This window comes from Aquificaceae bacterium (assembly GCA_037481935.1).
Taxonomy (GTDB): domain Bacteria; phylum Aquificota; class Aquificia; order Aquificales; family Aquificaceae; genus Pampinifervens.
In genome coordinates this window covers 89,905-102,444 of the sequence record JBBFKQ010000005.1, presented here as the reverse complement: position 1 = coordinate 102,444, position 12,540 = coordinate 89,905, and the positions used below count along the sequence as shown (strand labels likewise).

The 12,540-nt window shown below is 48.6% G+C and carries 16 protein-coding genes; 13 read left to right on the top strand and 3 right to left on the bottom strand.

Going from position 1 to position 12,540, the window contains the following annotated elements; genetic code table 11:
* The first annotated feature begins 88 nt into the window (after positions 1–88).
* Together WHS43_06010 and WHS43_06005 are read left to right on the top strand one after the other, a co-directional pair.
* A complete protein-coding gene (locus tag WHS43_06010) occupies positions 89–763 on the top strand; it encodes a peroxiredoxin (protein MEJ5339192.1) in 675 nt (224 codons plus the stop codon).
* 3 nt (positions 764–766) lie between these two features.
* The gene (locus WHS43_06005; protein MEJ5339191.1) at positions 767–1,012 is read left to right on the top strand and encodes a hypothetical protein; all 246 of its coding nucleotides are present in this window, start codon (positions 767–769) and stop codon (positions 1,010–1,012) included.
* Here WHS43_06005 and fabZ read toward each other — a convergent pair.
* Positions 1,001–1,447 carry a 3-hydroxyacyl-ACP dehydratase FabZ gene (gene fabZ / locus WHS43_06000; protein ID MEJ5339190.1) on the bottom strand — a complete coding sequence of 149 codons (447 nt, stop codon included), beginning with the start codon at positions 1,445–1,447 and terminating at the stop codon, positions 1,001–1,003. The genes WHS43_06005 and fabZ overlap by 12 nt on opposite strands.
* Positions 1,448–1,777: 330 nt before the next feature.
* Between fabZ and WHS43_05995 the strand changes: the two genes are divergently transcribed.
* The 3 genes from WHS43_05995 to WHS43_05985 are packed head-to-tail and all read left to right on the top strand — an operon-like array spanning position 1,778 to position 3,053.
* Positions 1,778–2,020, top strand: a complete 243-nt coding sequence (locus WHS43_05995; GenBank protein MEJ5339189.1) for a c-type cytochrome — start codon at positions 1,778–1,780, stop codon at positions 2,018–2,020.
* Positions 2,017–2,253, top strand: coding sequence for a hypothetical protein (locus WHS43_05990; GenBank protein ID MEJ5339188.1), 237 nt, complete (start codon positions 2,017–2,019; stop codon positions 2,251–2,253). Before WHS43_05995 ends, WHS43_05990 begins: the two co-directional genes overlap by 4 nt.
* The gene (locus WHS43_05985) at positions 2,244–3,053 is read left to right on the top strand and encodes a TRC40/GET3/ArsA family transport-energizing ATPase (protein ID MEJ5339187.1); all 810 of its coding nucleotides are present in this window, start codon (positions 2,244–2,246) and stop codon (positions 3,051–3,053) included. Before WHS43_05990 ends, WHS43_05985 begins: the two co-directional genes overlap by 10 nt.
* On the opposite strand, the gene WHS43_05980 is transcribed toward WHS43_05985, so the two are convergent.
* Positions 3,038–5,536: a cation-transporting P-type ATPase gene (locus WHS43_05980; protein MEJ5339186.1), complete on the bottom strand. Its 2,499-nt coding sequence runs from the start codon at positions 5,534–5,536 to the stop codon at positions 3,038–3,040. The genes WHS43_05985 and WHS43_05980 overlap by 16 nt on opposite strands.
* Positions 5,537–5,567: 31 nt before the next feature.
* Here WHS43_05980 and atpB point away from each other — a divergent pair, with 31 nt between their 5' ends.
* From atpB to leuA, 8 genes are read left to right on the top strand one after another with little or no spacing between them, the layout of a single operon-like run.
* On the top strand, positions 5,568–6,227 hold the full coding sequence (atpB, locus tag WHS43_05975) for a F0F1 ATP synthase subunit A (GenBank protein ID MEJ5339185.1): 660 nt from the start codon (positions 5,568–5,570) through the stop codon (positions 6,225–6,227).
* A 25-nt stretch (positions 6,228–6,252) separates the two neighbouring features.
* Positions 6,253–6,561: an ATP synthase F0 subunit C gene (gene atpE, locus WHS43_05970; protein MEJ5339184.1), complete on the top strand. Its 309-nt coding sequence runs from the start codon at positions 6,253–6,255 to the stop codon at positions 6,559–6,561.
* 37 nt (positions 6,562–6,598) lie between these two features.
* On the top strand, positions 6,599–6,742 hold the full coding sequence (gene rpmH, locus WHS43_05965; protein ID MEJ5339183.1) for a 50S ribosomal protein L34: 144 nt from the start codon (positions 6,599–6,601) through the stop codon (positions 6,740–6,742).
* Entirely contained in the window at positions 6,739–6,945 is a 207-nt protein-coding gene (gene yidD / locus WHS43_05960; GenBank protein ID MEJ5339182.1) for a membrane protein insertion efficiency factor YidD, read from the top strand. The genes rpmH and yidD overlap by 4 nt, the downstream gene beginning before the upstream one ends.
* A complete protein-coding gene (locus WHS43_05955; GenBank protein MEJ5339181.1) occupies positions 6,945–8,444 on the top strand; it encodes a YidC/Oxa1 family insertase periplasmic-domain containing protein in 1,500 nt (499 codons plus the stop codon). Before yidD ends, WHS43_05955 begins: the two co-directional genes overlap by 1 nt.
* A complete protein-coding gene (gene rfaD / locus WHS43_05950; protein ID MEJ5339180.1) occupies positions 8,441–9,373 on the top strand; it encodes an ADP-glyceromanno-heptose 6-epimerase in 933 nt (310 codons plus the stop codon). The genes WHS43_05955 and rfaD overlap by 4 nt, the downstream gene beginning before the upstream one ends.
* A complete protein-coding gene (locus WHS43_05945; protein ID MEJ5339179.1) occupies positions 9,342–9,953 on the top strand; it encodes a DUF429 domain-containing protein in 612 nt (203 codons plus the stop codon). Before rfaD ends, WHS43_05945 begins: the two co-directional genes overlap by 32 nt.
* Before the next feature lie 35 nt (positions 9,954–9,988).
* The gene (gene leuA / locus WHS43_05940) at positions 9,989–11,548 is read left to right on the top strand and encodes a 2-isopropylmalate synthase (protein MEJ5339178.1); all 1,560 of its coding nucleotides are present in this window, start codon (positions 9,989–9,991) and stop codon (positions 11,546–11,548) included.
* Here leuA and selD read toward each other — a convergent pair.
* A complete protein-coding gene (gene selD, locus WHS43_05935) occupies positions 11,545–12,513 on the bottom strand; it encodes a selenide, water dikinase SelD (GenBank protein ID MEJ5339177.1) in 969 nt (322 codons plus the stop codon). The two genes, leuA and selD, sit on opposite strands and share 4 nt — an antisense overlap.
* Positions 12,514–12,540: the final 27 nt, after the last annotated feature.

Sequence of the window (12,540 nt, the reverse complement as noted above, 5' to 3'; positions counted from 1 at the left end):
ATTAGTTATTATGATTTTCGTCATCTTGCAAATTATTCGCATATACTTATAATACTATATATCAAAATTCTTTTAAGGAGGTAGAAACATGGAGCAGGTAGTCAGCATGCCAAGGATAGGAGACCAGGCACCCGCTTTTGAGGCCCAGACCACCATGGGGCCTATAAGATTCCCTGAGGACTTTCAGGGTCAGTGGGTTGTTTTCTTCTCACACCCAGCAGACTTTACACCTGTATGCACCACAGAGTTTATGGGCTTTGCCAGGCTCTACGAAGAGTTTCAGAAGAGGAACGTCCAGCTTCTGGGGCTGAGCATTGACAGCAACTTCTCCCACATCGCATGGGTGATGAATATCAAGGAAAAACTGGGCGTGGATATACCCTTCCCCATAGTGGCGGATGCTGACGGCAAAGTGGCAAGGCTCTACGGTATGCTTCACCCCGGGGAAAGCTCCACCGCCACAGTCAGGGCTGTGTTCATTGTAGACCCAAACGGAAAGATAAGAGCCATAATCTACTACCCGCTGTCTGCTGGAAGAAATATGAGAGAGATACTCAGGCTCATAGATGCCCTCCAGACCGCAGATGCGCATGGAGTGGCTACACCTGCAGACTGGGTGCCCACACCACAGACATGGGAATTCACCGAGGAAAACACCAAGGTAATCGTGCCGCCACCAGTCACCTATGAGGATGCGATAAAGAGGCTCAGGGATGGCTACGAATGCGCAGACTGGTATTTCTGCAAGAAAAAGCTGGGGTAAGCCATGAGCATGGGATGCGTAAGCCCGGATGGAAAGCTTTCCGAAAGGGCTCTGTCCTTTCTCAAGCTTGTCAAGGATAAGGGTAAGGTAAGCCCTCAGGAAGCGGCTCAGATAACGGGCCGCCCTCTCTTTCAAGTAAGAAGTTCTCTGAGGGAGCTAACTCAGGCAGGCTTTCTTCAGGTAGAGGCTGATGCCTATACCCTGACAAGTAAGGGGCTGAAAGCCCTTGAGGAGGCCTCAGCGTCTTAAGTCTTTAAGCTCTCTGGCTGCCGCATACAGAACTGCGGTGGCCACCACTTCAGAGTTTACCCTTGCGGTGCCCTTCATCTTGGAAAGACTCTTCTTCAGGGATATAACCTCAAGCTCCATGAGGAGCTGGTCTCCGGGATACACTGGTCTTTTAAATCTTGCCTCGTCAATTCCAGCAAAGACTATTGCATATTTCCCTATCTCAAGCCCCAGGGACTTTATCATAAGAATTCCCCCCACCTGAGCCATGGCTTCGAGCAGGTATACCCCTGGCATAAGAGGAAAGCCAGGAAAATGGCCCTGGAAGACAGGTTCGTTCGCGGATACGTTTTTGAGTCCCACTATTCTTTTTCCAGTTTCAATCTCTATTATCCTGTCAACGAGAAGTATAGGGTATCTGTGAGGCAGGATTTCCATTATCTCCCTTGTTTCCAGCATGGCTAAAGATTATAAGCCAAATTTTCATCAAATTTTAATTTTTCATGGCATATACTCTTTTCATTAAAGCAAGGAGGTCTGGCGATGAGAGGGTTCATCTATTTTGCTATGGTTTCTGGAGCGGTGCTTGCCTTTTCTTGCCAACAGAAACCTGCAGAACAGCCCAAAACTGAGCAGCCTGCTACACAGGCAGAGCAGAAACCAGCTCAGCAGGAGGCACAGCCTCAGGCAGAACAAAAGCCTGCTGAACAACCAAAGGCAGAAGAGAAGCCCACACAGCAGGAGGCTAAAGTACCAGCTCCCCAAGCAACTGCTCAGGTCAAGGACATGCAGGCCTTTGCCCAGCAGAAGGGATGCTTTGCCTGTCATGACATAAACGCCAAAAAGGTCGGACCTGCTTTTAAGGATGTTGCAAAGAGGTTTGCAGGACAGCCCAACATAGAGGAGGAACTTGCTAAAAGGATAAAAAACGGCGGTGTGGGTGTGTGGGGTCAGGTTCCTATGCCCCCACAAAATGTTACGGAGCAGGAGGCAAGGGACCTCGCCAGGTGGGTGCTCAGCCTTAAATGAGGGATATATTAAAAGGCTTTATAGACCTGCAGTTTAAAAAACCGCTGGAGGTCTCCTATTCCTACACAAGGGACCTCCTTCTCCTGTCTCTTTTTCTTGATTACTTTGGGCTCGACAATCCTCTGGGCATTTATGTCCTTGACCTCTACCCTTACATGTTTCAGGAGTTCCATCTCTGGCACAAAAGTCTTGGACTTGAGATGGTCAGTTTAGACTTCCTGCCGTGCTGTTGAAGAGGCTTGTATTCTTTGGAGGTAAGGGAGGTGTGGGAAAAAGCACTCTTGCCTGTGCCACAGCCCTGAGGCTATCAGAAAGGGAGAAAACTCTTCTTGTCTCCATTGACCCCGCTCACTCACTTTCTGGTATACTCGGCGTGCAGGTGGGACCCTCTTTGAAGAGGTTGAAGGAAAACTTCTTTGCTATTGAACTTGATGCCAGCAGGCTTGTGGAGGAGTATACAGACAGGGTTCTTTCTGCCCTTACTGATATCTTGCCTAGGGTCAGGTCTGGCATAAGGGAATATGTAAAGTATCTCAAAAACTCCCCCACAGCCCTTGAGACCGCAGTGCTTGACAGAATTGTGGATTACTGTATGGAGTTTCCCTCTGTAATCGTGGACTCTGCCCCCACAGGTCAGATGCTCAGGCTTTTTGAGACCGCCCATATGGTTGGTGGATGGTTTGAGTTCTTAAAAAAGGTGGCGGAGGAAAGGGGAAAGGTAGAGGCTTTTATGGGAAGAAGAGATGGACTCTCGGAGCTTATAGAGGACAGAAGAAAACGGTTGGACACTCTTGTGAAAATCTTCAGGGAAAAAACTGTGGTCTTTGCAGTGGCGAACGAAGAGCCCCTGTCTATGCAGGAAGCCAGAGATATAGAAAACAGGCTAAAAGATATGCGTGTTCAGCTGGTTCTTAACCGCTGGAAGTCTATGGAATGCGACTGCATAAAGATTCCAGAGCAGGAAAGGCCTTACAGTATTGAATCTCTCAGAAGGCTACCTGTGGAAGAGCTGGTGACCTATCTTTTCCAGTAAAGAAGCCATTTTCTCACTTCTATTCCTGCAAAGGTAAGAAGGGGCAGAACCAGGGCGTAGGGCAGATGTTCTGGCCATAGAAGGACTGCATGGAAATAATCCGCAATAATGGTTACCGCAAGAAGCTGAAGGAAGGCTCCAAGTAGTATACCAAGGTAAACGTAAGGGTTCAACCTGATATATTCAAGAGGGTTCCTGAAAAAAGGCTTTTCCCCCACCTCCTGAATGCCCACTGCCCACTGACTTACCACTGCGGAGGTAAAGCTAATAGTCAGTGCAGTCTCGTAGGGGTATAACTTTAGAAGGTAAAGGAAAAGAAAGTAGTGCATCACCGCCATGAGAAGTCCATTGTAGGCAACTGCAAGGAACTGCTCCCTGCCCATGAACACTCTCACAGGGTTTTTAGGCTTCTCCTTCATTGGATTGCCTTCATACTTTGTAAAGGGATAGGCTTTATCCTGAACACCGTCGGTGACGAGGTTTATCCAGAGTATCTGGGTGGGATAGAGGGGAAGAGGGAGGCCCGTGATTATGGCCATGGAGTTGTAAAAAATCTGGAAGGAGTTGGCAGAGAGTAAATACCTTATAACTTTGGCTATGTTCTTAGCGATGAGCCTGCCCCTCCTTATTGCGTTCACTATTATGGCAAGGTTGTTGTCCACTATGACCATCTTGGCGGCGTCCTTTGCCGCCTGAGACCCTGAGCCCATGGCAATGCCAAGGTCTGCCACCCTGAGAGCGGGTGCATCGTTGGCACCATCACCAGTTACTGCCACTATCTCACCCTTTGACTGTAGAACCTTCACTATCCTGTATTTGTCCTCCGGTGTTGCCCTTGCCACAACGCTGACTTTTTTAAGCAGGTTGTAGAGTTCTTCATCGCTGTATTTTTCAAGCTCCTTGCCCTCTATGGCTATGTCATTTTCTCCATAAATCCCAACCATCCTGCCTATAGCCCTTGCCGTCAGTAGATTGTCCCCGGTAACCATGATTACTCTTATGCCTGCGGTCTTTGCGGTTTCAACCGCCTCCTTGACCCCCTCTTTTGGAGGGTCAAGAAACCCAACAAGGCCAACAAGGTCAATCCTCACATCATCCACACTTTTTGGTATCTCTCTGAGTTTTGTATGTCCAAAAGCCAGAACCCTCAGCCCCTCCTCCGCCAGCCTGTCGTGAGCCTGCTGGACTTCCCGAGGACAACCCTTCTCACACATGCCTGCAAGGCTTTCAAGAGCACCCTTTACGTAGAAATCAAAAGCACCTGAGCCGTCAGATACGATAACTGCCATAAGCCTCCTTTTTGTGTCAAAGGGATGCTCCCATACCCTTTCGTATCCCTTTCTCAGTGCTTCCCAGTTTACTCTCTCTTTTTCCAGCCACTCCAGAAGGGCCAGTTCCAGAGGGTCACCCCTCAGACCGTCTGCATCGTTGCACAGGGCTGCACCGATAAAAAGCCTTCTTTTATCATAGGCAACATACTCCTTAACGCTGAGTTTACCCAGAGTTATAGTGCCGGTTTTATCGGAGCATATGTAGGTGGCACTTCCAAGGGTCTCAACAGCTGGCAGGTATTTGACGAGAACCTTCTCCCTTGAGAGCCTCACTGCACCAACCACGAGGGCTATGGTAACCACGATTGGAAGACCCTCAGGAACCGCAGACACCAGCTGGGCTATGGCGAAGAAAACAATGGTCTTTGCATCTCTGCCCTGAAGAACTCCCACGGCCACGAGCAGGGAGAGAAGTGCAAGCAGGATAAATATCCACCTTTTTCCAAAGCTGCTCAGGGCTTTTGTCAGGGGGCTTTCCGGAGACCTTTCCTGCACCCTCTGGGCTATTTTGCCAAGTTCTGTGTTCCTTCCAGTGGCAAAGACTACACCAAGCCCCCTACCCCTTACCACCGTTGTCCCCTTATAAAGACAGTTGCTTCTCGCATGCAGGGGTGTATCCTCCGCCAGCACCGTGCCAGCCTCCTTTTCAACGGGTAAGGACTCTCCTGTGAGCATGGCTTCATCCACCATGAGCCCTGCACTTTCTATGAGCCTTATGTCCGCTGGCACCACATCTCCCTCACCCAGCAGAACAAGGTCTCCTGGCACGAGTTCTTTGCCGTCTATTTCCTTTTCTCTACCTTCCCTTATTACCCTTACCTTAGGGGCGGTCAGGGACTTAAGAGCCTCTATTGAAGCTATGGCTCTGAGTTCCTGATAAAAGCCCAGAAGCCCATTCACCAAGAGAATACCATACACTACCAGTGCATCCTTCAGGTCTCCTAGAAAGAAGGCGATAAACCCGGCTATGAGAAGTATAAGAACAAAAGGGCTGGTAAACTGCCTTACGAGCACCCTGAGCTTGCTTTCTCTCTCTTCCCTAAGTGTGTTATAGCCAAAGAGGGCAAGCCTCTTCTCTACCTCCCTTTCATTGAGCCCTTCAGGGGTGGTGTTCAGCTCTATCAGACTATCTTCTGGACTTCTGTAATGCATGCATGGAATTTTATGGTATAATTTCTATGCCATGCAAGAGCTAAATCTGAGTCATGTCTATTTTGGTGTGCTCGCGATGGCTATCTCCCTTGGGCTCGTTTCTTTGGCAGGGAAGCCTTCCCTCAAACCCTCAAAGTTTCAGGCCTTCTGGGAGGGTTATGTGCGTTTTGTCAGAGGTATGGTTCTTGAAAATATGGGACATGAGGGCCTCAGGTATGTTCCCCTCATAGCAAGCATAGGGCTTTTTGTTTTCTTCTCAAACCTCCTTGGTATGGTGCCAGGGCTTGAAGCCCCCACTGGTAATGTAAACACGAACCTTGCGCTTGCTCTTATAGTTTTTATACTATACAACATCGAGGGGTTCAGACTTCATGGGCTTAGTTATCTCAAGCACTTCGCTGGTCCCAATCCATATCTAGCTCCCGTATTCTTCGTAATAGAGATTATCTCTAACTTGGCAAGACCCATAACCCTTACACTCAGGCTTTTTGCCAACATGAAGGGTGGGGCTTTGTTGCTGGTGGTCCTAGTGGGGCTTGTGATTAAGAATCCATTTACTATGGCAGTCTCTCCCATTTTCTTGCTATTTATAATAGCCATAAAGTTCCTTGCAGTCTTTATACAAACATACATATTCATGATACTTTCAGTTGTTTATCTTGCGGGTGCTGTATCCCATGAAGAACACTGAAAATAAATCAAAGGAGGTTGGAAACATGAAAACCAGACTCATGACAGCTCTGGCACTGCTTGCTCCTGCATTTGCTCTGGCGGCGGAGCCCGGACAGGGGGAAAACCTCAGGCAGGGTCTCATGTTCCTGGGTGCAGGTCTTGCCATAGGTCTTGCAGCTCTGGGGACTGGTGTAGGTATGGGTCATGCCATAAGGGGCACACAGGAAGGTGTAGCAAGGAACCCCACAGTTGGTGGAAGGCTCCAGACTATAATGTTCATAGGTCTTGCCTTCATAGAAACTCTTGCCCTCTACGCCCTGCTTGTGGCTATAATACTTCTCTTTGTAAAGTGAGGGGGTCCTCCCCCTTTTATGATTCTGGAGGTTAAGGATGGCAACTCAGAGAAATGTAACACGAACTTCAAACCTGAAGCGTAAACGCAAAAGTGGTTTCCTTGCCAGAATGGAAACTAAGAGCGGAAGGTCTATTATTAAAAGGAGAAGGCAGAAAGGAAGGAAAAGGTTGACACCTTGAAGAAGGCGGTTGTTGGATTTTTGAGACTCTGGCAGATTTTTATATCGCCGCTTTATCCACCAAGTTGCAGGTATTATCCCACATGCTCCAACTACGCCATAATGGCAGTTGAAAAGCATGGAGTTGTTAAAGGTATGCTCAAAGCTATATGGAGAATTATAAGGTGTAACCCCTTTTCTAAGGGTGGAGTGGACTATCCCTGATGGAAAAGAAGGATTTGGACTTAAGAGGACTGCTGGTAATCTTCGCGGTAATGACTCTATTTCTTTTTGGTTACCAGGCATACCTCATCTTCTTTGCTCCTCAGCCAGCACCACAACCACAGGAGAAGGTAGAAGAAAGGCCTCAGGAGGTTCCATCCCTCCTCCTCGGAACAAATAGAGAGGAGCGAAAGCCCAGAGCTCTGAAGACCTTTGACTTTGAGAAGTTTATTCTCGTGCTCTCGGAGGAGGGTGCGAGGGTTGTGAGCCTTGTAGACAGAAGATATGGGAAGGAACTGATTACCGATGAGGAGAAAAGGCTTGGCATATATCCACTTGAGGTCTTCACAGGTGAGCCAGAGACTGACCTTCTTCTGAACTTCTCACCCTACGAGATAAGGACCGAGGGCAATAAAATAATTGCCACCCTCAAGTCGGGAAGTTTTGAGCTAAGAAAAATTCTTGAATACAGAGGCAACTACTTTACTCTCAGGCTGGAAAGTAGTGGACTGCCCCCTGTCTTTGTAAACTCAGGCATGCGCGTCAAAGAGGATGACTTCTTTACCCACTCTGGTCCAGTAATTAGGATAGGTGATAAGGTGGAAAGGTTAGACCCTAAAAAAGTTGAGGGCAGGGAGCTCATAACTGGACAGATAGGCTTTGCAGGTGAGGAGAGCAGATACTACTTCAAGGGCTTTTCTGGGAATATAGACGCTGTTGCCATATACAGACTGCAGGGACAGGAGACTCTTACACTGGTGAAGCCTCGGGGTGAATTAATCTTTTACGCGGGTGCCAAGGAGTATTCAAGACTCAGAGAAATAGGTCTGTCTGATGTGATAGACTTTGGCACCTTAAGGCTAATAGTCAAGCCTCTTTTCATTTTCATGTACTGGATATACGAGCATCTTCACTCATGGGTTGTTTCCATATTTGCCCTGACCCTTATTGTGAGGCTTCTCATGTTCCCCCTCACATACAAGAGCACGGTTGCCATGGGCAAAATGGCAGAGCTAGCCCCAAAGATGCAGGAGCTCAAAGAGAAGTATAAAAACGATCCTGCAAAGTTTCAGGAAGAAATGATGAAGCTATACAGTGAGGTGGGCTTCAATCCCATGTCGGGATGCCTTCCCATACTCCTTCAGATACCTGTATTTTTTGCCCTCTATAAAGTTCTCACCATAACCACAGACCTTCAGCTTGCCAAGTTTCTCTGGATACAGAGCCTTGCTCAGAAAGACCCCTACTACATACTGCCCATTTTGATGGGTGTCACCATGATAGCCCAGCAGTTCATAAGCCCAAGCCCAGAAAAATCCCAGAATTACATAATGATAATAACCTCTGTGGTCTTCACCTTCCTCTTTGCCAGTTTTCCTGCGGGTCTTGTTCTCTACTGGACTCTCAACAATGTTTTTAACCTTGGACAGACCTACATAATAAAGAAGTTGACCTTCAAGGGTAAGCCCTCGCAGTCTCAGAAGAAGAGGAAGAAAAAATGAGATTTCTGGTTACCGGTGGTGCTGGCTTTATAGGCTCAAATCTTGCAAAGGCTCTTGAGAAAAAATACCAGGTTTCAAGGGTTTATGTGCTTGACGATTTTTCTTCTGGACACTTTAAAAACCTTGTGGGCTTCAGCGGTGAAGTTATAACGGGGGACTTATCAGACCCGCATCTCTGGGAATGGCTCAAGAATAGCCATCACTTTGATGCTGTCTTTCATCAGGGAGCCATAACGGATACGACAGTTATGGACCAGAATAGAATGCTCAGTGTCAATGCAGACAGCATGAGGTATATACTCGATGCCTGCCTTCATTGGGAAGCCAAACTCATCTATGCCTCCTCTGCAGGAGTTTATGGCAACACCCCCCCACCAATGAGGGAAGAGGAGGGGTTAAAGCCGGAGAACATCTACGGCTTTTCCAAGCTCATGATGGACAGGATAGCCATGGGTTTTATGGAAAGACACACAGAGGTTCAGGTTGTTGGTCTGAGATACTTCAATGTCTACGGTCCTGGAGAGCACTATAAGGGAAAGACTGCAAGTATGGTTTATCAGATATACAGACAGATGAAAGAGGGTAAACGTCCTAGACTTTTTAAATGGGGAGAACAGAAGAGAGACTTCGTCTACTTGGAGGATGTGGTGAGGGCAAACCTTCTGGCCTTTGAGAAGGATGTTTCTGGAATATTTAACATAGCCACCGGTCAGGCTCGGAGCTTTAACGAGATAGTTTCTATACTGAACTACTATCTTGGTATGAACTATCAGCCTGAGTATTTTGATTGCCCCTACGACTTCTATCAATATCACACGCAAGCGGATATCTCAAAGGCAAAGAGGCTCCTTGGCTACGAACCCCAGTATAGCCTTGAGGAGGGTATACGGGAATACCTTGAGAGGCTTGGAGAAAATCCTCGGTCTTGACCTTGCGGGAAGTCCAAAAAGAAAAACGGGCTATGCCTACTGGGAAGAGGGGAAGCTTAAGGTGGGCGTGCTATACACTGATGAAGAGATACTTGAACTTGCCAGCAGGTTTTCACTTGTGATGATAGATGCCCCCCTTTCTATTCCAGCGGGAAGAAAAAGCCTCCATGAGAGGGGTCCACATTTCAGAGAGTGTGACCTTCTTCTGAGAAAGCACGGGCACAGGTTTTTCCCCGTGACGCTCGGTCCAATGAGAATGCTCACAGAGAGAGCCATGAGACTGGCAGAGAGCCTGAGAAAAGGAGGAGCTCAGGTCTTTGAAACCTTTCCGGGTGCGCTCTACGATATTCTCGGGCTTGACAGGAAAGACAGAGTTGCCATACTGGGCTTTTACATGAGCCTTCCCTTGAAACTTGAGAGAAGAGGATACTCACAGGATGAGCTGGATGCGATTGCCTGCTGGCTTGCAGGTGTGTGCTATCTTACGGACAGGTCCTTGAGTTTTTCCGGTGGAGATGGTGAGATAGTGGTTGCTACGAGAGAGTGTATATCTTCTGCTCTTTCTCTTGACAAAAAGTGAATTGCAAATTATTATCATTTACAAGGAGGTAAGGAATGGACAGGGTATACATCTTTGACACCACTCTCAGAGACGGAGAGCAGGCACCGGGCTTTTCTATGACTACAGAAGAGAAACTGCAGATGGCACATCAGCTTGCAAGGCTTGGGGTGGATGTGATAGAGGCGGGTTTTGCGGCCGCTTCAAGGGGAGACTTTGATGCGGTCCAGCTCATAGCGCAGGAGGTAAAAGGACCCGTCATATGCTCCCTTGCCAGAGCCCTTGAGAAGGACATAGAGCTGGCAGGTCAGGCTCTCGCACCTGCAGAGAGAAAAAGAATTCATACCTTCATAGCCACTTCAGAAATTCACATGAAGTATAAGCTCAGGCTTTCTCCTGAAGAGGTGCTCCAGAGGGCAAAAAGGGCGGTGGAGTATGCTCGTAGATTTACGGATGAGGTGGAGTTTTCCTGCGAGGATGCCACCAGAAGCCAGAGGGACTTCCTATACAGGGTCATAGAGACCGCCATAAAGGCGGGTGCCACTGTGATAAACATACCAGACACGGTTGGCTACACAGTGCCTGAGGAGTTTGCAGACCTCATAGAGGGCATAAGGAACAAGGTGCCCAACATAGACAGGGCAATAATAAGCGTGCACTGCCACGATGACCTTGGCATGGCTGTTGCCAACTCTCTCATGGCGGTAAAGCACGGAGCAAGACAGGTGGAGTGCACCATAAACGGTATAGGAGAGAGGGCGGGAAACGCTGCACTGGAAGAAATCGTTATGGCTCTTAAGGTCCGCAAGGACTTCTTTGGAGGACTTTACACGGGCATAAACACAAAGGAGCTATACAGAACAAGCAGGCTTCTGTGTAGAATAACGGGGAGTTTTGTCCAGCCCAACAAGGCAGTGGTGGGCGACAACGCCTTTGCACACGAATCGGGCATACACCAACACGGCGTGCTGGCAAACCCCCTCACCTACGAGATAATGTCTCCAGAGGATGTAGGCTTTCCCTCAACGCGCATAATCCTTGGCAAGCACTCTGGCAGACATGCCCTCAAGAGCAAGCTAAAAGAAATGGGCTTTGAGTTCACAGAGGAAGACCTTGACAGGATATTTGAAAAGTTCAAGGCGCTGGCAGATAAGAAGAAGGAGGTCTACGAAGAGGACATAGAAGCCCTTGTTTATGAAGAGTTTGTAAAGCACGAAGAGGAAGAGCCCATAAGAGTCCTTCACTACCAGGTGCAGACGGGAGACAGGCTTCTACCAACCGCTACTGTGGTGCTCTCCTTCAGGGGAGAAGAAAGGACCGCCACATCCACCGGCAATGGACCCGTGGACGCTATAATAAGGGCAATACAGAAGGCGCTGGAGATAGAGCCAGAGCTCCTGGACTTCTCCATCAAGGCTCTCACACCCAACACGGATGCACAGGCGGAGTCAAGGCTTGTGATTGAGCTAAATGGAGTGCGTGCCAGTGGAAGGGGAGTGGATGTGGACATAATAAGGGCGAGCGTAAACGGCTTTGTGGATGCCCTCAACAGGGCAATGATGAGAAAAAGCTACATACTCTCCAGAGAGAACCTGAGAAGAGAGGGAACAGTCTAAGAGCGGTAGACCCTGAGCCCCTCTCCCTCCTCCACCCTTCCCACAAACCACACACTTACACCAAGCTCCTGAGCCCTCCTGAGAAGCTCCTCTCTCTTATCTTCTGAAAAGCTAAAGAGAAGCCCACCTGAGGTAACAGGGTCAGAAAGGAGCAGAAGCCTCCACCACTCAAGCCCATCCTCAAGGAGATGTCCCTTCACAAAGTTATAGTTGTCCATGGCACCCTTGGGATAGAGCTTTTGCCTTACAAAGTGAACAGCCTCATCATAAACTGGCACAGCAGAGAAGTCTATGGCAAGCCTTACGCCTGACCTTCTGGCTATGTTGTAGGCATGTCCCAGAAGTCCAAAGCCAGTCACATCGGTGCATGCACTGGCAAACTCCCTTGCTAAAAGAGAGGCTCTGTCGTTTAGCATGAGCATGTATTCTATGGCGTGGCTTATATCCCTTTCTTTCAGCTTTCCTTCCTTTATAGCCTTGGTGAGGATTCCCACGCCCACAGGCTTTGTGAGTGCAAGAAGCTCTCCGGGCTTTGCTCCCTGCTGAGTGAGATACTTACCTTCCTCGCACACGCCCATGACTGCAAGCCCAAACTTGGGCTCTTTATCGTCAATGGTATGCCCTCCAAGAAGCACTGTCTTCGCCTCTCTCAACTTTTCGGCACAGCCTCTCATAACTTCTTTCAGAACTTCTACTTCAAGCTCGCAGTTGTTGAAGCCTACAATAGCCAGAGCGTTCAGAGGTCTGCATCCCATGGCGTAAACATCGCTCAGAGAGTTGGCGGTGGATATGGCACCCCACAGGTATGGGTCGTTCACTACAGGAGTTATAAAGTCCACCGTGTGCACAAAGACATTTCCACCAAAAGAGTAGACTCCCGCATCATCGCCCACACCCACAAGGGTGTTCTGGTCCACGTAGAGCTCAAGCCCTTTTACAAGCTCCTCCAGGTCCGCCGGACCCAGCTTACTGGCTCAGCCCGACGCCCTCAC